At 74.4% G+C, this 23,916-nt stretch carries 22 protein-coding genes; 12 read left to right on the top strand and 10 right to left on the bottom strand.

Annotation, left to right across the window (positions count from 1 at the left end; translation table 11 throughout):
- Positions 1-153: 153 nt before the first annotated feature.
- The 4 genes from AC0VYN_RS21345 (at position 154) to AC0VYN_RS21330 (ending at position 3,627) form a co-directional block, all read left to right on the top strand.
- Positions 154-1,269: a Gfo/Idh/MocA family protein gene (locus AC0VYN_RS21345; protein ID WP_475532256.1), complete on the top strand. Its 1,116-nt coding sequence runs from the start codon at positions 154-156 to the stop codon at positions 1,267-1,269.
- Positions 1,266-2,195, top strand: coding sequence for a DUF6807 domain-containing protein (locus AC0VYN_RS21340; RefSeq protein WP_475532255.1), 930 nt, complete (start codon positions 1,266-1,268; stop codon positions 2,193-2,195). The genes AC0VYN_RS21345 and AC0VYN_RS21340 overlap by 4 nt, the downstream gene beginning before the upstream one ends.
- Positions 2,196-2,350: 155 nt before the next feature.
- Positions 2,351-2,803, top strand: a complete 453-nt coding sequence (locus AC0VYN_RS21335) for a phospholipase (protein WP_475532254.1) — start codon at positions 2,351-2,353, stop codon at positions 2,801-2,803.
- A gap of 185 nt (positions 2,804-2,988) precedes the next feature.
- Positions 2,989-3,627 carry an SRPBCC family protein gene (locus tag AC0VYN_RS21330; protein WP_386924283.1) on the top strand — a complete coding sequence of 213 codons (639 nt, stop codon included), beginning with the start codon at positions 2,989-2,991 and terminating at the stop codon, positions 3,625-3,627.
- On the opposite strand, the gene AC0VYN_RS21325 is transcribed toward AC0VYN_RS21330, so the two are convergent.
- Both AC0VYN_RS21325 and AC0VYN_RS21320 read right to left on the bottom strand, forming a co-directional pair.
- Positions 3,603-4,271 (bottom strand): phosphatase PAP2 family protein, encoded by a 669-nt coding sequence (locus tag AC0VYN_RS21325; protein ID WP_386924281.1) that lies wholly within the window; start codon positions 4,269-4,271, stop codon positions 3,603-3,605. The genes AC0VYN_RS21330 and AC0VYN_RS21325 overlap by 25 nt on opposite strands.
- A gap of 273 nt (positions 4,272-4,544) precedes the next feature.
- On the bottom strand, positions 4,545-6,803 hold the full coding sequence (locus tag AC0VYN_RS21320; RefSeq protein WP_475532253.1) for a heavy metal translocating P-type ATPase: 2,259 nt from the start codon (positions 6,801-6,803) through the stop codon (positions 4,545-4,547).
- A 199-nt stretch (positions 6,804-7,002) separates the two neighbouring features.
- Here AC0VYN_RS21320 and AC0VYN_RS21315 point away from each other — a divergent pair, with 199 nt between their 5' ends.
- Entirely contained in the window at positions 7,003-7,965 is a 963-nt protein-coding gene (locus tag AC0VYN_RS21315; RefSeq protein ID WP_475536944.1) for a hypothetical protein, read from the top strand.
- Positions 7,966-7,973: 8 nt separating this feature from the next.
- Here AC0VYN_RS21315 and AC0VYN_RS21310 read toward each other — a convergent pair whose 3' ends face one another.
- Positions 7,974-8,753: a DeoR/GlpR family DNA-binding transcription regulator gene (locus AC0VYN_RS21310; RefSeq protein WP_385470582.1), complete on the bottom strand. Its 780-nt coding sequence runs from the start codon at positions 8,751-8,753 to the stop codon at positions 7,974-7,976.
- A 147-nt stretch (positions 8,754-8,900) separates the two neighbouring features.
- Here AC0VYN_RS21310 and AC0VYN_RS21305 point away from each other — a divergent pair, with 147 nt between their 5' ends.
- Together AC0VYN_RS21305 and AC0VYN_RS21300 are read left to right on the top strand one after the other, a co-directional pair.
- A complete protein-coding gene (locus AC0VYN_RS21305) occupies positions 8,901-9,782 on the top strand; it encodes an SIS domain-containing protein (protein WP_475532252.1) in 882 nt (293 codons plus the stop codon).
- A 41-nt stretch (positions 9,783-9,823) separates the two neighbouring features.
- A complete protein-coding gene (locus AC0VYN_RS21300) occupies positions 9,824-10,684 on the top strand; it encodes a class II fructose-bisphosphate aldolase (RefSeq protein WP_475532251.1) in 861 nt (286 codons plus the stop codon).
- Here AC0VYN_RS21300 and AC0VYN_RS21295 read toward each other — a convergent pair.
- The gene (locus AC0VYN_RS21295) at positions 10,674-11,807 is read right to left on the bottom strand and encodes a methyltransferase (protein ID WP_475536943.1); all 1,134 of its coding nucleotides are present in this window, start codon (positions 11,805-11,807) and stop codon (positions 10,674-10,676) included. The genes AC0VYN_RS21300 and AC0VYN_RS21295 overlap by 11 nt on opposite strands.
- Before the next feature lie 88 nt (positions 11,808-11,895).
- Here AC0VYN_RS21295 and AC0VYN_RS21290 point away from each other — a divergent pair, with 88 nt between their 5' ends.
- Together AC0VYN_RS21290 and AC0VYN_RS21285 are read left to right on the top strand one after the other, a co-directional pair.
- Entirely contained in the window at positions 11,896-12,540 is a 645-nt protein-coding gene (locus tag AC0VYN_RS21290) for an alpha-ketoglutarate-dependent dioxygenase AlkB family protein (protein WP_475532250.1), read from the top strand.
- Between the two features lie 37 nt (positions 12,541-12,577).
- The gene (locus AC0VYN_RS21285; RefSeq protein ID WP_386924272.1) at positions 12,578-13,816 is read left to right on the top strand and encodes an ROK family protein; all 1,239 of its coding nucleotides are present in this window, start codon (positions 12,578-12,580) and stop codon (positions 13,814-13,816) included.
- Positions 13,817-13,823: 7 nt separating this feature from the next.
- Here the strand turns inward: AC0VYN_RS21285 and AC0VYN_RS21280 are convergent, their stop codons facing one another.
- A complete protein-coding gene (locus tag AC0VYN_RS21280; protein WP_475532249.1) occupies positions 13,824-14,222 on the bottom strand; it encodes a VOC family protein in 399 nt (132 codons plus the stop codon).
- A gap of 236 nt (positions 14,223-14,458) precedes the next feature.
- On the opposite strand from AC0VYN_RS21280, the gene AC0VYN_RS21275 reads away from it, so the two are divergent.
- Positions 14,459-14,743, top strand: coding sequence for an SHOCT domain-containing protein (locus tag AC0VYN_RS21275; RefSeq protein WP_475536942.1), 285 nt, complete (start codon positions 14,459-14,461; stop codon positions 14,741-14,743).
- Between the two features lie 72 nt (positions 14,744-14,815).
- On the opposite strand, the gene AC0VYN_RS21270 is transcribed toward AC0VYN_RS21275, so the two are convergent.
- Both AC0VYN_RS21270 and AC0VYN_RS21265 read right to left on the bottom strand, forming a co-directional pair.
- Positions 14,816-15,319, bottom strand: coding sequence for an ATP-binding protein (locus AC0VYN_RS21270; RefSeq protein WP_386924268.1), 504 nt, complete (start codon positions 15,317-15,319; stop codon positions 14,816-14,818).
- Positions 15,320-15,534: 215 nt separating this feature from the next.
- Positions 15,535-15,858, bottom strand: coding sequence for a hypothetical protein (locus AC0VYN_RS21265; RefSeq protein WP_475532248.1), 324 nt, complete (start codon positions 15,856-15,858; stop codon positions 15,535-15,537).
- A gap of 341 nt (positions 15,859-16,199) precedes the next feature.
- On the opposite strand from AC0VYN_RS21265, the gene cds1 reads away from it, so the two are divergent.
- Complete coding sequence (gene cds1 / locus AC0VYN_RS21260; RefSeq protein WP_475532247.1) at positions 16,200-17,324, top strand: L-cysteine desulfhydrase Cds1; 1,125 nt, start codon at positions 16,200-16,202, stop codon at positions 17,322-17,324.
- A gap of 12 nt (positions 17,325-17,336) precedes the next feature.
- Here cds1 and AC0VYN_RS21255 read toward each other — a convergent pair whose 3' ends face one another.
- Complete coding sequence (locus AC0VYN_RS21255; protein ID WP_475532246.1) at positions 17,337-17,810, bottom strand: SRPBCC family protein; 474 nt, start codon at positions 17,808-17,810, stop codon at positions 17,337-17,339.
- Positions 17,811-17,941: 131 nt separating this feature from the next.
- On the bottom strand, positions 17,942-18,763 hold the full coding sequence (locus AC0VYN_RS21250) for a DeoR/GlpR family DNA-binding transcription regulator (protein WP_385470602.1): 822 nt from the start codon (positions 18,761-18,763) through the stop codon (positions 17,942-17,944).
- Between the two features lie 271 nt (positions 18,764-19,034).
- Between AC0VYN_RS21250 and AC0VYN_RS21245 the strand changes: the two genes are divergently transcribed.
- Positions 19,035-21,419, top strand: coding sequence for a hypothetical protein (locus AC0VYN_RS21245; RefSeq protein WP_475532245.1), 2,385 nt, complete (start codon positions 19,035-19,037; stop codon positions 21,417-21,419).
- A gap of 17 nt (positions 21,420-21,436) precedes the next feature.
- Here the strand turns inward: AC0VYN_RS21245 and AC0VYN_RS21240 are convergent, their stop codons facing one another.
- A complete protein-coding gene (locus AC0VYN_RS21240; protein ID WP_385472115.1) occupies positions 21,437-23,884 on the bottom strand; it encodes a right-handed parallel beta-helix repeat-containing protein in 2,448 nt (815 codons plus the stop codon).
- Between the last annotated feature and the right edge of the window lie 32 nt (positions 23,885-23,916).

The following is a 23,916-nucleotide window of genomic DNA, read 5'->3' as shown; positions in this document are numbered from 1 at the left end:
CCGTCCGCGGCTCCCGCGAGGGCTTGTGGGGTGCTTCCTCCGCGATCTAGGGTGCGCCGGAGGGCAAGCGCTTTCTAAGCCTTCGCGAGTGTCCGCGAAGGCGCACCCGCGGCCCGGAGCGCGGGCCGTCCGCCGCCGTCAGAGGAGGACCGCATGTCCCCACCCCCCGCCCGCCGCCGCGTCGCCGTGGTCGGTACCGGCGCCGTCGTCACCGGCGGCCACCTGCCCGCGCTCGCGGCCCACGCCGACCGCGTGGAACTGGTCGCCGCCGTCGACGTGGACCGGGCCCGGCTCGACGCCTTCCGGCGGGCCGCGGGCGGTGACGTCGCCGGCTTCACCTCGACGGGCGCCATGCTGGACGAGGTCCGCCCCGACCTGGTGCTCATCGGCACACCGCCGTCCCTGCACCGGGACCAGGCGGTGGCCGCGCTCGAGGCCGGGGCCTGGGTGCTGTGCGAGAAGCCGCTGTGCCTGTCCCTCGCCGAGTACGACGACATCGCGGCGGCGGAGGAGGCGTCCGGGGCCTACGCCTCCGTGATCCTCCAGCACCGGTACGGCTCCGGCGCCGCGCACGCCCGGGAGCTGATCGCGAGCGGCGAGCTCGGCGCCCCGCTGGTCGCGCACTGCCAGACCACCTGGCACCGCGACGCCGCCTACTACGCGACGCCCTGGCGCGGGCGCTGGGCCACCGAGGGCGGCGGCCCGACGATGGGCCACGGCATCCACCAGTACGACCTGCTGCTGCACCTGCTCGGGCCCTGGCGGGAGATCCGGGCCATGGCCGCGCGCCTGGTCCACGACACCGAGAGCGAGGACGTCTCCACGGCCCTGGTGCGCTTCGCGAACGGCGCCCTCGCCACCGTCGTCAACAGCGTGCTCTCCCCGGACGAGGTGAGCCGTGTCCGCGTCGACTGCGCCGATGCCACCGTGGAGCTCACCCACCTGTACGGGCACCGCAACGAGGACTGGACCTACACTCCGGCCCGGCACGTGGACCCCGCGCGCGCCGCTGCCTGGCGCACCCCGGCGGCGGACGTGCCGAGCTCGCACACCGCGCAGCTCGGCGCCGTGCTGGACGCCTGGGACGCGGGGGCGAGACCGCCCGGCAGCGGTGCCGAGGCCCGGGGGACGCTGGAGTTCGCCGCCGCCCTGTACAAGGCGGCGTTCACCGGCCGGCCGGTGAACGCGGGCGACATCGGTCGCGGCGACCCGTTCCACCCGGCCATGCACGGCGGCCACCCCGGCTGGGCTCCCGGGGGGCGCGCATGAGCACCCTGCGCGTCGGTCACACCCATGGCGACCACATCGCGGTCACGGCGGCGAACGGCACCGAGATCCTCCGCTACGTCTACCGCCCCGATCCCGAGGCCTTCGAGTGCCGCAAGCCCTACGCTCATCCCGTGCGCACCCTCGCCGGGCACACGGTCACCGGCTACCGGCCGAACGACCACCGCTGGCACAAGGGCGTGCAGATGACGGCCAGTCACCTCTCCGGCCAGAACTTCTGGGGCGGCAACTCCTACGTCCACGGCGAGGGCTACCTGCCGCTGCCCGAGCGCGTCGGCGCCATGCGACACGACGGCTTCCCGGATTTCACGGCCGGCGACGACCGGCTCGACGTCACCGAACACCTGACCTGGGTCGAGAACGGCGGTGCCGAGTGGGCCCGGGAGGAACGCGGGCTCGCCGTCCACTCGGTCGACGAGGAGGCCGGCGCCTGGTCCCTGGACTGGTCGATCCGCCTCACCAACCTCCGGGCCGAGCCGCTGGTCTTCGGCTCGCCGACCACCGCGGGCCGGGAGATGGCGGGCTACACCGGCCTCCAGTGGCGCGGCCCCCGCGACTTCACCGGCGGCACCGTGTTCGCCCCGGACGCCGGTGCCGGCGCCGAGAGGCTGATGGGCACGCAGGGCCCGTGGCTCGCCTTCACCGCGGAGCGCGACGGGAGCGACGGCCACTCGACGCTCGTCTTCGCGCACGCGCCGGAGAACCTGGACGGCGGGAGCGCGATCCACCCCTCGCACTGGTTCGTGCGGGCCACGCCGGTGCCGACGGTCGCGTTCTCCTGGGCGTTCTTCGAGGAGTTCGCGCTGCCGCCCGGGGAGTCCTTCGCCTACCGCTACCGCCTGGTGATCGCCGACGGGGCCTGGGACGCCGGCCGGGTCGGCGCCCACCTGGACGGCCTCCCGTGGTGAACGCCCCCGCCGGGCGCGGCGCGTCGAGGGCGCCCGCGCCCAAGAGTTAACGACCCGTTAGGGACGCGGAGGTGTGAAGAAGTGGCCGTGATGCGCATCATCTTGACATGAACCTGCGGTCCGAGGGGCGGGCCGCACCCTCATGGAGGTGTGGAATGCACCGCAGACTTGCCACCGGACTCGCCGCCTCGGCCCTGGCCGTGACCACCGTGGTCGCCACCGCCGCGACCGCCGACGCCGCTCCCGCCGACAAATCGCAGGTGCTCGCGAGCTGGACCCAGACCAGCGCGTCGAGCTACAACGCCTGGACCGCCGCCCGGGCGAACAGGTCCGCCTGGAGCGCGTACGGATTCGACTGGTCGACGGACTACTGTTCGAGCTCGCCCGACAACCCGTTCGGCTTCCCCTTCAGCACCTCCTGCGCACGGCACGACTTCGGCTACCGCAACTACAAGGCCGCGGGCACCTTCAGCGCGAACAAGTCGCGCGTCGACAGCGCCTTCTACGAGGACCTCAGGCGCGTCTGCGCCGGGTACGGCGGGGGAACGAAGACCGCCTGCAACAGCACGGCGTGGACGTACTACCAGGCGGTGAAGGCCTTCGGCTGACGGGTGCCTCCCGAACACGGGCAGACCATCAGCTGATGCCCGCACCCGTGCCGGCTGACAGTCTGTGCGCATGCACGCCTTCGACGTGCGCGCAGCCCCCGTGCGCCCCCGGCGCCCCGGGTCGCTCGCCGACGGAAGGGCGGCTTCGGGGCCGGTCGGCGAGTTCGCTCAGGAGGTATTCACCCGTGATCGATGAGACGCACCAGATCGACTCCGTGCGACGGCAGGTCGGCCGGCGTGCCGGCAGGGCGGGTGAGGCCCGCGTCCTCACGGTGGGCCGGACGTACGACACCCCCCTCGACGACCTGTGGGCCGCCTGCACCGATCCCCGGCGCATCCCGCAGTGGTTCCTGCCCGTCTCCGGCGATCTGCGGCAGGGCGGGCGGTACCAACTCGAGGGGAACGCGGGCGGCACGATCGAGACCTGCGACCCGCCCAGGAGTTTCGCCGCGACCTGGGAGTACGGCGAGGAGGTCAGCTGGATCGAGCTGCGGCTGACGCCCGGGGAGGGGGGCACCCGCTTCGAGCTGGAGTACCTGGCCCATGTCGACGACGAGCGGTGGGCCGGGTTCGGCCCGGGCGCGGTGGGCATCGGCTGGGACCTGATGCTCGTCGGCCTCACGCTGTACCTGTCGAGCGGCGGCACGCCGGTGGACCCCCAGGAGGTCGCGGAGTGGTCGGCCTCGGAGGCCGGGCGCCGGTTCGTGCTCTCCAGCGGCGAGGCCTGGTACGGGGCCGACGTGGCGAGCGGTACGGATCCCGCGTCGGCGCGCGTGCGGGCGGATCGCACCGCCGCCTTCTACACGGGCGGCGCCACCGAGTAGACCGTCCGCAGACCGGGCACCGGAAGCGCCGCGGCCACCGCCAGCGCGGTGGCCGCCCCGGCGATGCCGAGGACGGCGCCCGCCACCACGTCGCCCGGATAGTGCACACCGGTGTGGACGCGGGAGTATCCGACGGCGGTCGCCAGCGCACCGAGGGGCGCGGCGGCCGCCGGCAGGACGACGCCGACCGCCGTGGCGAAGGCGACCGCCGAGGCCGTGTGACCGGACGGGAACGAGGCCGACGCGGGCATGGGCACGTACCGGTCGACGCTCACGCGGGCCGCCTCCCGGTCGGGCCGGGGCCGGCGCACCAGGCGTTTGCCCAGCAGGTTCGCGGCCGTGGAGGTCACGGCCACCGCACCGACCCCGACGAGCGCCGCGCCACGGGCCCGCGCCCCGCCCAGGGCGAGGGCGGCGGCGATCCCGAGCGAGATCCTCGAATGGTCGGCGGCGCGGGACAGCCGTCGCAGGAACCGGTCCAGCGTGGGCGTGTACGTGGCGGCCACCGCCGCGTACAGCGCGCCGTCCACCGCCCGCAGATCGCCGAGCACGGCGGCGAGGGCGCGGCCGGGGGACCGCGCCGGCCCCGCGTCCGGTGCGAGCGGTCCGCCGGTGTCCCCGCCGGCGTCGGTCGGTTCGGTCATGGGCTCCTGCTCCGTGAGGTGGCGGGGGCATGTGCGGGGTGCGCCCCCTGCGTCCGGTCCGCGGTGCCGTCCGTGCGGCCCGCGGCCGTCCGTCGCGTCCGCCGCGGGATCCGTCCTCCGGACCAGCCTCGTCCGTGTCCTGCCGTACGGCGCCCCGGCGGCACCCGTCCGGGCGACGGCGCGCGCCCCACAGTGGCCCGGGGTCTGGCCTGGCACGCGGAAACGGGGCGGGGGCGGAGCCCGGGGCCCGCCCCCGCCCCGTGCGCGAGCGGCTCAGCCCGCGGCCTTGAACCCGCGCAGTCGCAGACTGTTGCCGACGACGAAGACGGAGGAGAAGGCCATGGCCGCCCCGGCGATCATCGGGTTGAGGAGTCCGGCGGCGGCGAGGGGGAGTGCGGCGATGTTGTAGGCGAAGGCCCAGAAGAGGTTGGACCTGATGGTGCCGAGGGTCCTGCGGGCCAGCCGGATGGCGTCGGCGGCGGCCCGCAGGTCGCCCCGGACGAGGGTCAGGTCGCCGGCCTCGATGGCGGCGTCCGTGCCGGTGCCCATGGCCAGCCCCAGGTCGGCCTGGGCGAGCGCGGCGGCGTCGTTGACCCCGTCGCCGACCATCGCGACCGAACGGCCCTCGCCCTGGAGGCGCTTGACGACGTCGACCTTGTCCTGCGGCATGACCTCCGCGACGACGTGCTCCTGGTCGATGCCGACCTCGCGGGCGACGGAGGCGGCCACGGCCCGGTTGTCGCCGGTCAGCAGGACCGGGGTGAGGCCCAGGGCCCGCAGCCGCGTGATGGCCTCGGCGCTGGTGTCCTTGACCGCGTCGGCGACCTCGAGGACCGCCCGGGCCTCGCCGTCCCAGGCCACGGCGATCGCCGTGCGGCCGGCCGTCTCCCCGTCGGCCTTGGCGCGGGCCAGGTCCGCCGGCAGGCTCATGGCCCACTCGGCGAGCAGCTGCTCGCGGCCGACGAGGACCGCGTGGCCGTCGACGACGCCCTGCACGCCGAGCCCGGCGACGTTCGCGAAGTCCTCGGGCGCCGGCAGGGTGCCCAGCTTCTCGAGGGCGCCGTCGGCGACGGCGCGGGCGATCGGGTGCTCGGAGGAGTGCTCCAGGGCGCCCGCGAGCCGCAGTACGTCGGACTCCTCGGTGCCGGCGGCGGTGTGCACGGCGAGCAGGGTCATGCGGCCGGTGGTGACCGTGCCGGTCTTGTCCAGCACGATCGTGTCGACCTTGCGGGTGGACTCCAGGACCTCGGGGCCCTTGATGAGGATGCCGAGCTGGGCGCCGCGCCCGGTGCCGACCATCAGCGCGGTCGGTGTGGCCAGGCCCAGGGCGCAGGGGCAGGCGATGATCAGAACGGCGACGGCGGCGGTGAAGGCGGCGGTCGGCCCGGCGCCGTTGCCGATCCAGAAGCCGAGCGTGGCCAGCGCCAGGGCGATGACGACCGGCACGAAGACGCCGGAGACGCGGTCGGCGAGCCGCTGGGCGGCGGCCTTGCCGTTCTGCGCGTCCTCGACCAGCTTCGCCATGCGCGCCAGCTGCGTGTCGGCGCCGACCCGCGTCGCCTCGACCACCAGCCGGCCCCCGGCGTTCAGGGTGGCCCCGGTGACGTTGTCGCCCACGCCGACCTCGACCGGCACGGACTCGCCGGTGAGCATCGACGCGTCCACGGCCGAGGCGCCCTCCACGACCGTGCCGTCGGTGGCGATCTTCTCGCCGGGACGCACCAGGAAGCGGTCACCGGCCTTCAGATCGCCGACCGGGATCCGCTCCTCACGGCCCTCCCTGATCACGGTGACGTCCTTCGCCCCCAGCTCCAGCAGCGCCTTCAGCGCGGCGCCGGCCTTCCGCTTGGAGCGGGCCTCGAAGTAGCGCCCGGCCAGGATGAACGCCGTCACTCCGGCGGCGGCCTCCAGGTAGATGTTCCCGGAACCGTCGCTGCGGGCGATGGTCAGCTCGAAGGGGTGCGTCATGCCGGGCGTGCCCGCGCTGCCGAGGAACAGCGCCCACAGCGACCACAGGAACGCGGCCGAGGTGCCGACCGAGATCAGCGTGTCCATGGTGGCCGCGCCGTGCCGGGCGTTGGTGAACGCGGCCCGGTGGAACGGCCAGGCGGCGTAGGTGACCACGGGCGCCGCCAGGGTCAGCGACAGCCACTGCCAATACTCGAACTGCAGGGCCGGCACCATCGCCATCGCGATGACCGGAACGGCCAGCAGGACCGCGGTGACCAGCCGCTGCCGCAGTGGCCGCAGTCCGTCCTCCTCGTCCCCCGACGCGTCCGGCGCGGGCTCGTCCCGGACCGGCTGCGGCTCGCGGGCCGTGTAACCGGTCGCCTCGACGGTGGCGATCAGCTCGGGGACGGACACCCCCTCCGCGAAGCTGACCTTGGCCTTCTCCGTCGCGTAGTTGACGGACGCCGTGACCCCGTCCATCCGGTTCAGCTTCTTCTCGATCCGGGCGGCGCACGAGGCACAGGTCATCCCGCCGATGGCGAGTTCCACCTCGGTCGGTGCACTGGTCGTACTGGTGGTCATGACTGCTCCTGACGCGGGGTCGTCGAGGGCGCCCCGGGAAGTGCGCCCGCCGACAACTTGTATACCCCAGGGGGGTATAAGTCAACCCTCGGCCGAGCCCTTGATTGCCTACCCCCTGGGGGTATGGTGAAGTGCATGAAGAGGTGCCCATGGATGCGGGCGCCCGGGAATCGAGGAGACGACCGCCATGAGCACGGGACTGAGCACCGGACTGAGGATCACCGCGTTCACCGCCGCCCTGGCCGCGATTTTCGGCACGGCGTACGGCGTGGGCCGGGTCGTCGACCCGGTCGTCGCGGACGCCCCGCCCGCCTCTCACGAGCGGCACCCGGACAAGCCGTCGGCGGATCCGGGAGGGGACGGCGGCCACCCGGGCGGCCACGAGGGCGAGCCGGCCGGCGGCCTGGGGATCTCCGAGGGCGGCTACACGCTCGACCTCGCCACTCCGCGCGTCACCGCCGGTCAGCGAACCGAGCTGCGCTTCACCGTCCGCGACGACAACGGCCGGGCCGTCACCGCGTACCAGCGGGAGCACGACAAGGAGCTCCACCTGATCGTCGCCTCACGCGATATGGCCATCTACCGGCACCTGCACCCCACCCGCGCCGCCGACGGGAGCTGGACCGCCCCCGTCGACCTGCCCGAGGCGGGCGGCTACCGCGTCTTCGCCGACTTCACCCCGGCGAAGAAGGGCGCCGGGAACCTCACCCTCGGCGCGGACCTCGCGGTCGGCGGCGCGTACCGGCCCGCGCCCCTTCCCGAGCCGAACACCACCGCCCCGGCCGACGGCTACCGGGTCGCCCTCACCGGCACCCTGAACCCCGGCAGGGCGGGCGAGCTGAGGCTGAGTGTCTCCCGGGGCGGGCGGCCCGTCACCGACCTCCAGCCCTACCTCGGCGCCTACGGCCACCTCGTGGCGCTGCGCTCCGGTGACCTCGCCTACCTCCACGTCCACCCGAACGGCGAGCCCGGCGACGGCAGCACGAAGCCCGGCCCGGACATCTCCTTCACGGCCACCGCGCCCAGCACCGGCACCTACCGTCTCTTCCTCGACTTCCGGCACGAGGGCAAGGTGCACACCGCGGCGTTCACCGTGAAGGCCGGATCGGTCCCCGCCGCCCGGGAGACCGCCCCCGGGCACACCGACGGCCACGCCCACTGACGGGCCGCCTACGCCGTGACGACCCGGATCCCGGCCTCCTCGAACCGCTGGACGGTCTCCGGGTCGGCCGCGCCGTCCGTGACCAGCGTGTCCACCGTCTCGGCGGCACAGATCCGGGCGAACGCCCGCCGGCCCAGCTTGGTGGAGTCGGCCGCCACCACCACGCGCTCGGCGCGCTCGCACAGCAGCCGGTTGATCGCCGCCTCCGCCTCGTCGTGGGCCGCGGCGCCGTGCGCGACGTCGAAGGCCACGACCCCCAGCACCGCCACGTCGAGCGTGACCTGGCCGAGCACCCCGTCCGCCAGCGGCCCGATCAGCTCGTACGACTGCGCCCGGGCCACCCCGCCGGTCACCACGATCTTGAACTGCGGCCGCACCGCCAGCTCGTTGGCGATGTTCAGCGCGTTCGTCACCACCGTCAGCGCGGGCGTGCCGGAGGCCAGATCGGCGCGCACCGCCAGGGCGCGCGCCACCTCGGTGGTGGTCGTGCCCCCGGTCAGGCCCACCGCCTCGCCCGGCGCCACCAGCTCGGCGACGGCCTGCGCGATGCGCTGCTTCTCCGAGGCCCGGCGGGCGGTCTTGTAACGCAGCGGCAGCTCGTACGACACTCCGTGCACGACCGCGCCCCCGCGGGTGCGCACGAGCATCTGCTGCTCCGCCAGCCGGTCGAAGTCGCGGCGGATCGTCGCGGCCGACACCTCCAGTTCGGTCGCCGCCTCCTCGACGTCCAGGCGGCCACGCTCGACGAGCAGCTCCAGCAGCGCCTTCCAGCGGGCGTCGCGCGACATCCGCGCCTCCGTTCCTCGACCTCCCGCCGACCCTAGCGCACGGCCATCCTTCGCCAGATTGCTTGATAGTGCTCGAAAGTTCGCTGTATCTTGCAGAAACAATCAAGCGAGCCAGGTCTGTTCCGAGACCGATCGGGAGTGTGCGCCATGACGTATGTCGAGGACGAGCTCAACAGCCAGCCGGAGTGCTGGACACGCGCCGCCGCCGAGGCGGCCGGGCACGCGCCGGCGCTGCCGGCGGCGGGGGAACGGGTGGCGATCGTCGGCTGCGGCACCTCGTACTTCATGGCGCAGTCGGCGGCGGCGCTGCGCGAGGAGGCGGGACTGGGCGAGACGGACGCCTTCGCCGCCTCCGAGTTCCCGCGGAGCCGCGCCTACGACCGCGTCGTGGCCCTCACCCGCTCCGGCACCACCACCGAAGTGCTGGACCTGCTCACCGCGTTGAAGGGCCGTACCCGCACCGTCGCGCTCACCGCGGACCCCGACACGCCCGTCATGGCCGCGGCCGACGACGTCGTCGTCCTCGACTACGCGGACGAGCGGTCGGTCGTGCAGACCCGGTTCGCGACCACCGCCCTGACCCTGCTCCGCGCCCACCTCGGCCTGCACCCCGAGGCCGCCGTCGCCGACGCCCGCACCGCACTCGCCGCCGGCCTGCCCGAAGGGCTCGTCGACCGCACCCAGTTCACCTTCCTCGGGCGCGGCTGGACCGTGGGACTGGCCAACGAGGCCGGGCTCAAGATGCGCGAGGCGTCCCTGTCCTGGACCGAGGCGTACCCGGCGATGGAGTACCGGCACGGCCCCATCAGCATCAGCACCTCGGGCACGGCCACCTGGATGTTCGGCGAGGCCCCCGACGGACTGGCCGAGCAGGTCCGGGACACCGGCGCGCTGTGGGTGGCCGGAGGCCTCGACCCGCTCGCCGAACTGGTCCGCGCCCAGCGGCTCGCCGTCGCCGTCGCCGCCGCCCGCGGACTCGACCCGGACCGGCCCCGCCACCTCACCCGCTCGGTCATCCTCGCCCCCTGACGCCCGCACGACAACCGGAACGTCCGGGAGAAGGAGACACCGTGCCCCTCGCCACGACCGGCGACCTGATCACCCGCGCCGCCGCCGCGCGCTCCGCCGTCGCCGCGTTCAACGTCATCACCCTCGAGCACGTCGAGGCCGTCGTCGCCGGCGCCGAGTCGGTGCGCGCACCCGTCGTGCTCCAGGTCAGTGAGAACGCGGTGAAGTTCCGCTACGGCCGCCTGCTGCCGCTGGCCCGGGCCGCCGTCGCCGCCGCCGAGGGCGCCGCCGTGCCCGTCGCCCTCCACCTCGACCACGTCGAGAGCGACGGCCTGCTGCGCCAGGCCCCGGACGCCGGATTCAGCTCCGTGATGTACGACGCCTCCCGGCTGCCGTACACGGAGAACCTCGCCGCGACCCGGGCCGCGGCCGACTGGGCGCACGCCCAGGGGCTGTGGATCGAGGGCGAGTTGGGAGAGGTGGGCGGCAAGAACGGCGGGGCGCCGCTCGACGCCCACGCGCCCGGAGCCCGCACCGACCCCGCCGAGGCCCGTGCCTTCGTCGCCGACTCCGCGGTGGACGCCCTCGCCGTCGCCGTCGGCAGCAGCCACGCCATGACCACCCGTACCGCCGCCCTCGACCACGACCTGCTCAAGGAGCTGGCGGGGACGCTGGACGTGCCGCTCGTCCTGCACGGCTCCTCCGGAGTCCCGGACGCCGAACTCGCCGCGGCGGTCGCGGGCGGCATCGCCAAGGTCAACGTCGGCACCGCGCTCAACATCGCCATGACGGGCGCGATCAGGGAGTACCTCGCCGCCCACCCGGACGCCGTCGACTCGCGCCGCTACCTCACGGTGGGCAGGGAGGCCATGGTACGGACCGTGGCAGCGCTGATCCGGGTGGTCGCGGGCCCTACCGCTTGACGGCCTTCAGCACCACGAACTTGCGGTCGCTCGCCACCAGTCGGCTGTTGCCGAACAGCCGGCGCAGCTTGACGTGGTAGCCGAGGTGCCGGTTGCCGACCACCCACAGCTCGCCGCCGGGGCGCAGCACACGCTTCGCCCCGGTGAACATCCGCCATGCCGTGGCGTCGGTCGTCGCCTGGTGGGAGTGGAACGGCGGATTGTTGAGCACCAGGTCCACGCTGCCGTCCGGCACCCCGGCCAGCCCGTCGCCGACCCGGAACTCCGCGTGCCCCGGAGCCCCGTTGGCCTTGTAGGTGGCCTCCGCCGAGGCCACGGCCTGGAAGGACTCGTCGGTGAACAGCACCTCGGCCTCCGGATCGGCGAGCGCCACCGCCGTACCGACCACGCCGTTGCCGCAGCCCAGGTCCACCACCTGCCGGGCGCCGCCGGCCTCCGGCAGGTGCCGCAGGAAGAAGCGGGTGCCGATGTCGAGCCGGTCGGCGCAGAAGACGCCGGCGTGGTTGACCACCGTCCGGCCCGAGAGCACGCCGACGTCGTCGGGAAGCCGGTAGCTGAGCGGCCACGGACTGTCGGGCCGCTCCAGCGCGGGATCGGGCGTGCAGAGGACGAGCCGCGCCTTCTTCTCGGCGAGCGAGGTGCGGGTCGGGCCGAGGATCCGCTCGAACAGCGCGAGCGTCGAGGTGTGGATCTCCTTCACCATGCCGGTGCCGACGACGACCGTGTCCCCGTGCACGGCGGGCGCCAGGCGCAGCAGCTGGTCCTCCAGCAGAGCCAGGCTCTTCGGCACCCGCACCAGCAGCACGTCGATCCGCCCGGGCGGCGGGTCCTGCGTGGTGAGCAGCCGTACCGAGCCGGGCGCCACGCCGTTGCGTACCAGGTTGCCGCGGGTCGCCTCCCGGGCCAGGTGGGAGTCGGTGATCTGCACCGGCCGGTGCGCGGCCAGCGCCGTCACCAGTGCCCCCCACCGGTCGCCGGCCACGACGACCGTGCCCGACAGCGGGATGTCCTGGTCCGCGAGGTGCCGCAGCAGGTACTCGTCGGCGGCGTCCCAGGCGCGCAGCCGGTCGCGCGGGTCCTCGGGGAAGCGGGCCAGCGCGTGCTCGCCCCACGGAGTCGTCATACGGTCGCTGCGGTCGTTCATCGTGCGTCCAGGCTAGCGGAGCCGCAGCTCAGGCCGGATCGGCGGGACGGTCGGGCAGGATGGAGGCATGGACGCCGAGCTGTTCCCGAGGGACCGCACCGAGGTCGCCCCGGGCGCGGTGCACCTGCCGGACTGGCTGGACGCCGGCCGGCAGCGCGAGCTGCTGCGCGCCTGCCGGGAGTGGGCCCGTCCGCCCGCCGGGCTGCGCACCGTCCGCACCCCCGGCGGCACGATGACCGCCCGGCAGGTGTGCCTGGGATGGCACTGGTACCCGTACGCCTACGCCCGCACCGTCGTCGACGGCGACGGCGCCCCGGTGAAACCCTTCCCGGCCTGGCTGGGCGATCTCGGGCGCCGGGCGGTGACCGACGCGCTGGGCGCGGAGGCGGCCCCGGCGGCGTACGACATCGCGCTGGTCAACTTCTACGACGCCGACGCCCGCATGGGCCTGCACCGCGACGCCGACGAGCGGGCGGACGCGCCCGTAGTCTCCCTGAGCCTCGGCGACACCTGCGTCTTCCGCTTCGGCAACACCGAGACCCGGACCCGGCCCTGGACCGACGTCGAGCTGCGCAGCGGCGACCTGTTCGTCTTCGGCGGCCCCTCCCGGCTCGCGTACCACGGGGTGCCGCGGGTGCACGCGGGCACCGCACCGCCCGAGTTGGGGCTCACCGGGCGGCTGAACATCACGCTCAGGGTCAGCGGCCTCTAGGACCCCGGCACCGGCGGATCATGGGAGACTCCCCTCCATGAGCGGCAAGGCGGACCCCCGGGCGGCGGGGGAAGGGACCACCTCGAGGACGCGGCTGGACCGGGGGCGCGGCGCGCTCGGACCCGCGTTGGAGCTCGTGCACACCGGACGCGCCCCCACCCGGGCCGTCCTCACCGCCGAACTCGGCGTGACCCGGGCCACGGCCGGCGCGGTCGCCGCCGAACTGGAGGCACTCGGCCTGATCCGGGTCGACGCCCGGCCCGGCGCGGCGGCCGGCTCGCAGGGCCGCCCCTCGCACCGGCTCGCGGTCGCCGAGGACGGCCCCGTCGCCCTCGCCGCCCAGGTCCACGCGGACGGGTTCCGCGCGGCCCTGGTCGGCCTCGGTGGCCGGATCGTCGCCACCGCGCCCGGCTGCGAGGCCGTCGACGCCGATCCGGCCAAGGTGCTCGGCTCCGTCGTCGAGGCGGGCGCCGGCCTGCTGCGGCAGACCGGGCGGCGCTGCGTCGGCGCGGGACTCGCCGTACCCTCCGCCGTCGCGGAACCGGAGGGCCTGGCCCTGAACCCGCTGCACCTGGCCTGGCCGGCCGGTGCCCCGGTGCGCCGGATCTTCGCCGAGCAGGTGCGCGCCGCGGGCATCGGGGGACCCGCGTTCGCCGCGAACGACGTCAACCTCGCCGCCCTCGCCGAGCACCGGCACGGCGCCGGACGCGGCGCCCGCGACCTGCTGTGCGTCGCCACCGGTCACCGGGGTGTGGGCGGCGCGCTGGTCCTCGACGGGCGTCTGCACAGCGGCAGTTCCGGACTGGCCCTGGAGGTCGGCCACGTCACCGTCAATCCCGAGGGCCGCCCCTGCCACTGCGGCAGCCGCGGCTGCCTGGACGTGGAGACCGATCCGCTGGCCTTCCTGACCGCGGCCGGACGCGACCCGGGGCCCGAGGTGTCCCTGCTCCAGCAGTCCAACGACCTGATCCGCGGCCGGTACGACGACCCGGCCGTCCGCACCGCCACCGAGGCCCTCATCGACCGCTTGGGCCAGGGCCTGGCCGGCCTGGTGAACATCCTCAACCCGGACCGGATCATCCTCGGCGGACTCCACCGCACCCTTCTGGACGCCGACCCGGAACGGCTGCGGGCGGTCGTCGCCGACCGCAGCCTGTGGGGGCAGAGCGGCAGCGTGCCGATCCTGCCGTGCACCCTGGACCACAACAGCCTGGTCGGCGCGGCCGAGTTGGCCTGGCAGCCGGTGCTGGACGACCCTCTGGGGGCGCTCTCCTAGGGACCGGTCAGGGTGCCGGCCGTTCGCCGCCGCCCGGCGCGTGGCCGAGATCGACGACGCAGAACCTGTTGCCGTCCGGGTCGGCGAGGACGACGAAGTCGGGGTCGGACGGGTAGAGGTCCCAGTCGACGGCCCGCGCACCGAGCCCGATCAGCCGCCGCACCTCCGCCTGCTGCTCCTCGGCCGTGTCCGTGAACAGGTCCAGATGCAGCCGGGGACGCGGCTCGACCGGGGACTCGCTGCGCATCACGGCGAGAGCCGGGCCGGAGCCGTCGGCGTGCAGGAGGGACCGCCAGGTCTCGCTCGCCCTCTCCGCACTGGGGACCAGATCGAGCGCGGCCGTCCAGAACGCCACCGCGCGGGGCACGTCGGTGACACCGACGACGGGGAATCCGAGTCTCAGCATGGGCCAGAGCCTAGGCGTGCCGCAGCCGGGCGCCGCCCAGGGAACGTAGTGGGCGATTCCGGCCCCCGCGACAACCCGCGCCTCTGCTCCCGGCACCCCGGCGGGAGCAGACGCGGCCCGCCGCCCTGCTCCCCGCGCGGTACGCGCACTGCCGCCGGCCGTACGACGACCCGGACCCTCTGCCGGGGCGAGGCTCGGAGGTGACACAGGACATCGCCACCGAGGAGCTGGACGACATGCAGACCCTGGCACACTTCGCCGACGGCGGGCCCGGCCCGTGGATCCTTCTGTTCCCGGTGATCTGGGCGCTGGTCATCGGCGGCGGCGTCGCCCTGCTGCGCCGCACCGGGTGGCGCGGCCGCCGCGGCCCCTGGCGCCCGCCCACCGTCGAGGACGGCTCGCCGATCGCCGTGCTCGGCCACCGCTTCGCCTCCGGCGAGATCGACGAGGACGAGTACTGGCGCCGGCTGTCCGTGCTCGACGAGCAGTTCGGCCGGCCGGGCAGGGGCGGCGCGGCATGACCCGCGAGCGTCCCCCGGCGACCGGCCCGCACCCACCGGCCGCGCGCGCATGGGCGAAGGGTCACCGCCCGGTCAGCCGGCAACGGCCGACCGGGCGGGAGCGGGTTGCGGTCCGCCCAGTTCGACGGCGCGCTCGGCGTCGGCGAACACGGCGACGGGCACCTCGTCGACCAGGCGGCGCGGCGGACGCGTGGCGACGGGAGCCACGGTGGCGGCCGTGGGGAGCGCGAACCAGACGACCTTGCCGGACTCGCCGTCCGGCCGGGCACCCCAGCTCTCGCTCATCGCGGCCACCATCGCGAGCCCGCGCCCGCAGGTCGCGAGGGGCTCGGCGTCGTCCACCACGGGCAGACGCGGATCGTGGTCACGCACCGAGACCGTGAGCCGGTCCAGGAGCAGTTCTATCTCCACGGTGCACGTCTTGTCGGGGACGGCATGCAGATGGACGTTGGTCAGCAGTTCCGTCACGCCGAGCGCCGCCCGGTCGATCAGGGAATCCATATGCCAGTAGCGCAATTGCGCAGATACGATTCTGCGGACCTGGCCGATCCGCGACGGCAGGGCTTGGAGCTCCACCGTGCAGTGTCTGCTTGGGTGACTGATCACGGCTGCGACTCCCCGACATAGAGGTCCGGAAGAACACGGAGTTCGGATCCAGCAGGGCGCACGCGGCACATCGCCGCCTGCTGTCATGGCCGGCGGGCTGGTTCGCAGCGTTATCGCCGGTAAACCCAGAGTGACGTGTGACCAGAGTGACGCAAGGGGTGGGGCACCGCAAGTTACGGACATTCTCAGCCGTTGTGTCCCGCCGCCCTGTGCACGGCCTCGATGAAACGGCGTGCGGCGGGCGGTCCCGGCTCACCGGGAGCGGGGTCGCGCTCCCCGAGGGTCAGCAGGTACCGCTTGCCGTTGAGGTCGGCGAGTGCCCGGTCCTCCGTGGCGAACCAGGGCCGGGAGGCGCGCACCGCCTGCACCGGCGCGCTGTCTATCTCGCTGCCGTAGCTGGTGAGCAACTCCAGCCTGCCGCCGCTGATCCGGACCTGGCCGGCCCGGGTGAGCGAACGCAGCCGCTTGCCGATCCGCACCCCCGTGGCCGTGAACTCCGGCTCCACCATGCCGCTGCCCCCTCGTGCGCGTCGGTCTGCCGGACCGTGCCACCGCGAGGGGGCCGGGACCGGCTCGTCTCGTGCTCCAGTTTGCGCCCGTGACGGGACCCGGTCCCGCCGGGTGAAGTCTGCCCGCACCCGGCGTCGAGCACCAGTACGCGCTGCCCCTTTCCGGGGTCGCCCGGAGCACTCGCGCGAATGCGCCCCCACCCGGACACACGCTCTGCCCCAGCGCGCCTTTGAGCCCCCCAAAGGGGTGTTTATGCTGGTGAGGAGCGTGTGGAAGGTGCTTATGATCGGTGTGCCGGCCGCGCGAGGCGCCGTCGGAGCGCAGCGTAAGGAGCCCCGTCGTGAGCACCCCCCAGCCGTCCCGCACCGGCGCCACCGTCGACGTCGACCGCAGCGACGCCGACTACCGCGCCTGGCTGAAAGAAGCCGTGCGCAAGGTCCAGGCCGACGCCAACCGGTCGGCCGACACCCACCTCCTGCTGTTCCCGCTGCCGGAGCGGTGGGGCATCGACCTCTACCTGAAGGACGAGTCGACCCATCCCACCGGCAGCCTCAAACACCGGCTCGCCCGCTCGCTCTTCCTCTACGGCCTGTGCAACGGCTGGATCCGGCCGGGCCGGCCCGTGATCGAGGCGTCCAGTGGCTCGACGGCCGTCTCCGAGGCGTACTTCGCCTCGCTGATCGGCGTGCCCTTCATCGCCGTGATGCCGCGCACGACCAGCCCCGAGAAGATCCGCCTGATCGAGTTCCAGGGCGGGCAGTGCCACTTCGTGGACGACTCGCGCAGGATGTACGAGGAGTCCGCCCGCCTCGCGGCCGAGACCGGCGGCCACTACATGGACCAGTTCACCTACGCGGAGCGGGCCACCGACTGGCGCGGCAACAACAACATCGCCGAGTCGATCTTCCGTCAGCTGCGGCTCGAGCGGTTCCCCGAACCGGCGTGGATCGTCGCCACGGCCGGCACCGGCGGCACCTCGGCGACCCTCGCGCGCTACGTGCACTACATGCAGCACGACACCCGCATCTGCGTCGCCGACCCGGAGAACTCCTGCTTCTTCGACGGCTGGACCACCGGCGACCCCGACGTCACCTGCGACTGCGGCTCCCGCATCGAGGGCATCGGCCGGCCCCGGATGGAACCGAGCTTCGTGCCCGGCGCGATCGACCGCATGATGAAGGTCCCCGACGCGGCGAGCGTCGCCGCCGTACGGGCCCTCGAGCGGGTCATCGGCCGCAAGGCCGGCGGGTCGACGGGCACCGGACTGTGGAGCGCGCTGAAGATCGTCGCCGAGATGGTGGCCGAGGGACGCCGGGGCAGCGTGGTCACGCTGCTGTGCGACCCGGGCGACCGGTACCTCGACAAGTACTACTCGGACGCGTGGCTCGCCGAACAGGGCCTGGACATCCGGCCGTACGCCGCGGCCATCGACTCGCTCCTGGCCACCGGAGCCTGGCCCGGGTGACCGCGCGCGGGCCTACCGCACGGCCAGCCGCCGGTCCAGCGCGGCGACCGCGTCCCGGAAGGCCCGCCCCAGCGCCGGACCGCCCAGGCGCACGGCCCAGCGGAAGGGCGCCGTGCCGTCGGCGGCGAACGTCCACCGCACGCGCGTCCCGGTGCCGGCCGGGGCCAGCCGCCACTCCTCGGCCAGGGCCCGGGCTCCCGGCGCGTTGGTGACGTCCACGCGGTACGCGTACACCTCGGGGCGCCGCGCCGCGAGCACCGCTTCCAGGAAGCGCCCACCGCCCACGAGCCGGATCTCGCGCCCCGCTCCCTCGCCTGTGGGCCGTGCGGACGTCACCGCGGCGAACCACGCGGTCCAGCCCGGCACGTCCTCGGCGAGCGAGCGGAAGACCTCCTCGGGGGCGGCGGCGGTCTCCGCCGCGAACACCAGACGCACGGGGGCCGACTCGACGAAGTCGAGCCCCACCGGGCGAAGACGGCGAGCCATGGACGACGACCCCCTGGTGACGAGCCCCTGGTGACGAGCCGCGGGACGCGGGCGACGGGCGAGGTGGCGTCACCCTAGCGGCCGGCGCGGCCGCTGTCAGCGGCGCCTCGGCCGGCCGCCGGACCGGACGCTCAGTCGCCGCTGTCCGGCTCGCCCGCCACGACCAGCCGCAGATGCTCCGCGATTCCCGCCCGTGCGTCCGCCGGCAGACCGCCGTCGGTCACCAGCGTGTCGACCTGCTCCAGCGTCGCGAACGAACTCAGGCCCACCACACCCCACTTGGTGTGGTCGGCGACCACCACGACCCGCCGCGCCGACTGCACCAGCCGCCGGTTCGTCTCGGCCTCCGCGAGATTCGGCGTCGACAGGCCGGCCTCGGCCGATATCCCGTGCACACCGAGGAACAGCACGTCGAAGTGGAGGGCCGCGATCGCCTGGTCGGCGACGGGCCCCACCAGCGAGTCGGAAGGGGTGCGCACACCACCGGTCAGCACCACCGTGGCCGCGCCCTGCCGCGTGCCCGAGGTGCGCTGCGCGACGTGGAACACGTCGGCCACCCGCACCGAGTTGGTCACCACGGTCAGATCCGGCACGTCCACCAGCCGGTGCGCCAGCGCGTACGTCGTCGTGCCCCCGGACAGCGCGATCGCGGCGCCCGGCGCGACCAGCTCGGCCGCGGCCCGCGCGATGTCCTCCTTGGCGGTCGGCTCCAGACCCGACTTCGCCTCGAACCCCGGCTCGTGCGTGCTCGCCTCGACCACCGGCACCGCACCGCCGTGCACCTTCTCCAGCACACCCTGCCGGGCCAGCGCGTCGAGATCGCGGCGGATCGTCATGTCCGACACGCCGAGCTTGCGGGTCAGTTCGTTGACCCGGACGCCACCGCGGCGGCGCACTTCGTCGAGGATCAGGGCGCGCCGCTGCTCCGCGAGGAGGTTCGGATTCTCGCTCACGTACGCTTCGGTCCTTTCGCCGCAAAACCCTCCGACACGCCCCGCCCACCCGCTCCCGTGAGATTCTTCCCGCTCCGGTGCGCGGACGACCCATCCTCGCACGCCCCATGACGGGCCGCGCCACCGGCCGCAGGAGCGCACGCACCCCTCGTGTCCCACCGGTCACCCGGTTCGGGGAGATTCCGTGCCGGGGGGTGTGCGACGGCCGGGAAGTGGAGATCCTTGTGCCCGCACGGACACGGCCGACGGCGCGTCACGGGGGGTGCGGACAGTGGAACAGGCACAGGAACGGGCGGGATCCGGCGGTGGGAGCGGCCCCGCCGACCCCGGCCCGCCGTCCCGGGAGACCGGCACCGCCCTGGAACTCCTGGTGCACGGGGTGGGCGGTACGACACCCGCACAGATGCTGGACGACCCGCGCACCGTGCGGATCACCGGCGACCACATCGCGGCCGTCTTCCGGCGCACCGAGGACGCCGACGCGGAGTCCCGGCCCGAGGACTACCGGGGCCGGCCGGTGCCCGAGGCCTACGTCTGGTGCAACCTCACCTCCGGCAACGGCACCCGCGCCCTGTGGCTGCTGCTCCTGCCGTTCATGGTGGTCAACCTCGCCCACTGGATGCGGCCCGGCGCGCACGGCCGGATCCGGACGGTCCGGCTCTACGGGCTGCTGGTGCGGCTCGCGGCCCTGACCCTGACCGTGCTGCTGGTCGCCGCGGCCTGCGAGGTCGCGATCGACCTCGTCGCCTGGCAGTGCGCGGGCACGCGCGCCTGCGCGGAGCGGCACTCCTGGCTGGGCTTCCTGTCGCCGGTGACGTCCGACGGCGGCTGGTGGAGCCCGCCCGGCCGCAGACTCGCCCTCGCGGCCGCCGTGCCCGCCGCGCTCACCGGCCTCCTGTGGTACCTGTCCCTGCGCACCTGGCGGGCGTACGAGTCCCAGCAGCCGATGGACCGCACCGCCGAGGCCGAGGGCGACTCCGGCGGGACCGCCCTGAACCGGCCGGGATTCTGGTACGGACGGCGCCTGGTGGCGCGGCTGCGCTCCGCGCACACCGCCGCGGGCCTGCTGACGGTCGCCGCCGCGGTCGGGGTGCCGGCGGCCCGCTTCGACCGGGCGCCCGGCGGCCCGGCGCCGCTCGACACGCTGGGACGGCTGCTCGAGGCCGCACTCGTCGCCGGCGCGATCGCGGCGGTGGGCGTCACCTGCCGCCGGGGCCGCAGCGAGAACCGCCTCGACCGCACACTCGACCAGCACGTCGTACGACGCCTGCCGTTCGCGGCCCTCGTCCTGCTCGTGCTCGCCCTGGTCTACGCGGGCTGGGCCCGCCCGGGGTGGACGTCGTCGGGCCGGCTGCCCGGGGACATGACCTTCGGCGGCATCGCCCTGGTGCAGGGACTGCTGGTCGTCGTCCTCGGCGTGGTCGCCCACGCGCTGTACCGCGCCCGCCCCGATCCGCGGGCCGCGATCCGCGGCCTCGGCGGGCCCGCCGTCGCCATGCTGGCCTGCGCGCTGGGCGGCGTGATGTCGGGCGGGGTGGCGCAGCGGGTGTCGGACTGGCTGGACGGCACCGGCACCTCCATCGACGGGCCCCCCGTCCTGCTGACCTGGCAGGCGTCCGTCATCCCACCGCTGCTCCTCGTCGTGCTGCTGCTCTGCGCCGTCCTCGCCGGGCACACCTGGCGTCTCGCCCGGGCGGAGCGGGCCACCGTGGAGGGCGATCACCCCGGAGAGGCCGGAGACCCGGCCCGCACCCGCCGCATCGCCGCCGCCCGCGCCATGGCCGGCCTCACCGACCGGGGCCCCCTGATCGTCGCCGTCACCTCCGTCACCACCCTGCTGCTGGGCGCGGCGGCACTCGTGGGCGCCCTGGCGACCGACCAGGTGCCGGCCGCCGCCACCCGCGGCACCTACGCCGTCGTGCACGGGGCCGCAGAGACCGCGCAGGCGCTGGGCTCCTGGCTCATCGGCCTAGGCTTCCTGCTCTTCGTCACCTGGGGCAGACGCGCCTACAAGGACGCCTCCGCCCGGCGCACCATAGGCATCCTGTGGGACGTCGGCACCTTCTGGCCACGCGCCGCCCACCCCTTCGCGCCGCCCTGCTACGCCGAGCGCGCGGTTCCCGACCTGACCTGGCGGATGGCGACCTGGACCCGCGTCACCGGCGGGCGGCTGGTCATCTCCGGACACTCGCAGGGCAGCGTCCTGGCGGCCGCCGCGGCCTGGCAACTGGCGCCCTCCGCCCGCAGAAGGGTCGCCCTGCTGACCTACGGCTCCCCTCTGGAGCGCCTCTACGGCCGCTGGTTCCCCGCCCACTTCGGCGCCGACGCGCTCGGCTCCCTGCACCGCGACGTCGACTGCTGGCGCAACCTCCACCGGCGCACCGACCCCATCGGCGGCCCGGTGCGACTGCCCGGCGACTGCGGCCCGGCCGTGGACCGCGAACCCCTCAAGGACCCGCTGACGTACGGCCGCACCGATCTGCACCCGCTGCCCGCACCGATCCTGGGCCACTCCGACTACCAGGCGGACCCGGCCTTCGCCGAGGAACGGCGGCGGCTGCTGGCCCGCCTGCGCCCCGAGGTGCCGGCGCCGCGCCACACCGGCCAGGCACCGCCCGTCGTCCCGGGCGCGGACGGCGGCCCCGGCGGCTGCTAGGGCCGCCACCCGGGGGCCTACCGGGGCAGCTCCGGGAGGTCCTCCGGGTAGAGCAGGCTCAGGTCGTCGGTGCTCGGGTCCGCGAGCTGGGCGACGCGGCTCGCGTGCCGCTCCACCATCGCCTCGAAGGTCTGGCGCGCGGTGCGGCCGTTGCCGAAGGCCGGACCCTTGGGGATGGCCGCGAAGTACCGCGTCAGCGCCTCGGGCACGCCCGGCGCCAGCCGGTACTCGTGCTCCTCGGCCTGCTGCTCCACGATCCGCAGGAGCTCCTCGGGCCCGTAGTCGCCAAAGGTGATGGTCCGCGAGAAACGGGACGCCACACCCGGGTTGACCGACAGGAACCGCTCCATCTCCGCCGTGTAGCCCGCGACGATCACCACGACCGAGTCCCGCTGGTCCTCCATCAGCTTCACCAGCGTGTCGATGGCCTCCTTGCCGAAGTCCCGGCCCGCGTCCTCGGGGGACAGCGCGTACGCCTCGTCGATGAACAGCACGCCGCCGCGCGCCCGCTGGAACGCCTCCTGGGTGCGGATCGCCGTGGAGCCGATGTGCTCGCCGACCAGGTCGACGCGGGACACCTCGACGAGATGGCCCTTCTCCAGGACGCCCAGGGACGCGAGGATCTCGCCGTACAGCCGGGCGACCGTCGTCTTGCCGGTGCCGGGGGATCCGGTGAAGACCAGGTGCCGTTTGACCGACGCGGCCTTCAGGCCCGCCTGCTGCCGGCGCCGGCCCACCTCGATCATGTCCGTCAGGGCCCGCACCTCCCGCTTGACGCTCTCCAGGCCGACCAGCGCGTCCAGTTCACCGAGCACGGCCTTCGACGTCCGCGCGGGCTCCTCCGGACCGGGAGCCGCGATCAGCGGCTCCGGCTCGGTGCTGCGCTGCCCGGGGATCGAGCCCAGCAGGCCGGCGGGGGAGTGGCCCGCCGTCTGCACGGCCGTCTCCCGGGCCGGGGGCGGCGCCAGGCCGCCGCCGCTCTCGTCACTGGAGCAGTCCTCCACGAGCGGCCCCGAGTCGGACGACCCGTCCGGGCCGCCGTCGGCGAACTCGAAACCGCCGCGCGCGCACCGCTCCGTACGGCACTTCCTCAGCGTCGTGCGGCAGCCGTCGATCACGTGGAAGCCGTAGCCGGCGCTGCCCGTCACCCGGCAGCCGAGGAAGCTGCCGCGGCCGCCCGCCGACACGTACACCCCGGCCTCGGAGGGGGAGTCGACCGTGCAGCGCTCGATGGTGGGGTCGGCGCCCTTGGTGACGATCACGCCGGTGCGGTTGCCGCTCAGTGTGCAGTTGTTCAGGGTGCCGCCGCTGCCGTGGTCGCGGAACCACGCACCGGTCGCGGCGTCCCGGATGCGGCAGTCGTCGAGCTGCGCGACGGCGCCGTCGCTCACCGACACCGCCGTGTTCCGCACCTGGGACAGGTCGCTGTCGACGACGTCCGCGCGCGAGCCGCGGTCCAGCACGAACAGCGCGTCCGGCACGTCGTGCACCCGGCAGGAGTCGAGCACCGCGGTGGCGCCGTCGCTGACCCAGACCGCCGGGTAGTCGCCCGTGCTGTCGAAGATCTCGCACTGGTTGGCGTCCACACGAGTGCCCGGGTCCCACACGGACAGTCCGTTGCGCCCGAACTGCCGCACGCTGGTGCGGGTCAGGGTGAGCACGGAACGGGAGCGCAGGTCGACCGCGTTCTCCGGGATGTCGTGGATGCGGCAGTCGGCGAGCGTGAGCACGGCGTCGGTGTCGAGCGTGACGCCGTCGGCGGTGGTGCGGTGCACGTCGCAGTCGGTCAGGTGGGCGGTGGCCCGGCCGGAGACCTGGACGCCGCTGCCCCGCACCTCGTAGATCTCGCACCCCACCGCCTCCAGCCCGGAGTGCTCGCCGGTCGCCGTCAGTCCGGAACCGGCGGCGTGGTGGATCCGGCAGCGCTCCAGCCGGGGGTGGGCGCCGGAGCGCACCGCGACGCCCGCCTGGCCGGCCGAGACGACCTCGCACTCCTCGAACACCCCGCCCCCGCCGTCGAGGACGGCGATGCCGACGCCCGCCGGATTGTCGACGGTGCAGCGCCGCACCGTGGGCCGGGCGCTGCCGCGTACCTCGATGCCGGACGCGGACCGCGTCACCACGCGGACGTCAAGCAGCTCCGGGGTGCCCTCCTCGACGAGCACCGCGGGAGCCGCGGCGTCCTGGCCCTCGATGTGCAGGTCCTGGACGACGGCCGAGGCGCGCACCGTCAGCGGCACCCCGTCCGCGGGCGCGATCCGGACCGAGCCCTGGGACCCCTCGGGGCCGCGCAGGGTGACCGCCCGCTGGACGACGAGGTTCTCCCGGTAGGTCCCGGGGGCGACGGTGAGGACGTCACCGTCGGCCGCGGCCTCCAGGGCTGCGGCGAGCGATGCGTACTCACCCGTGCGGCGCCGCCACCGCGAGGTGCCGGTGTGCGTCACCTGGACCGTGCCCTGTGCCATGGCGTTGCTGTGCCCCCACCTCGTCGTACTGA

This window comes from Streptomyces sp. 63XJN7_1_ISO-PGPR-S23-121 (genome assembly GCF_056173025.1).
Note: the sequence above shows the minus strand (reverse complement) of the source record. Positions and strands in the feature narration are given on the sequence as shown.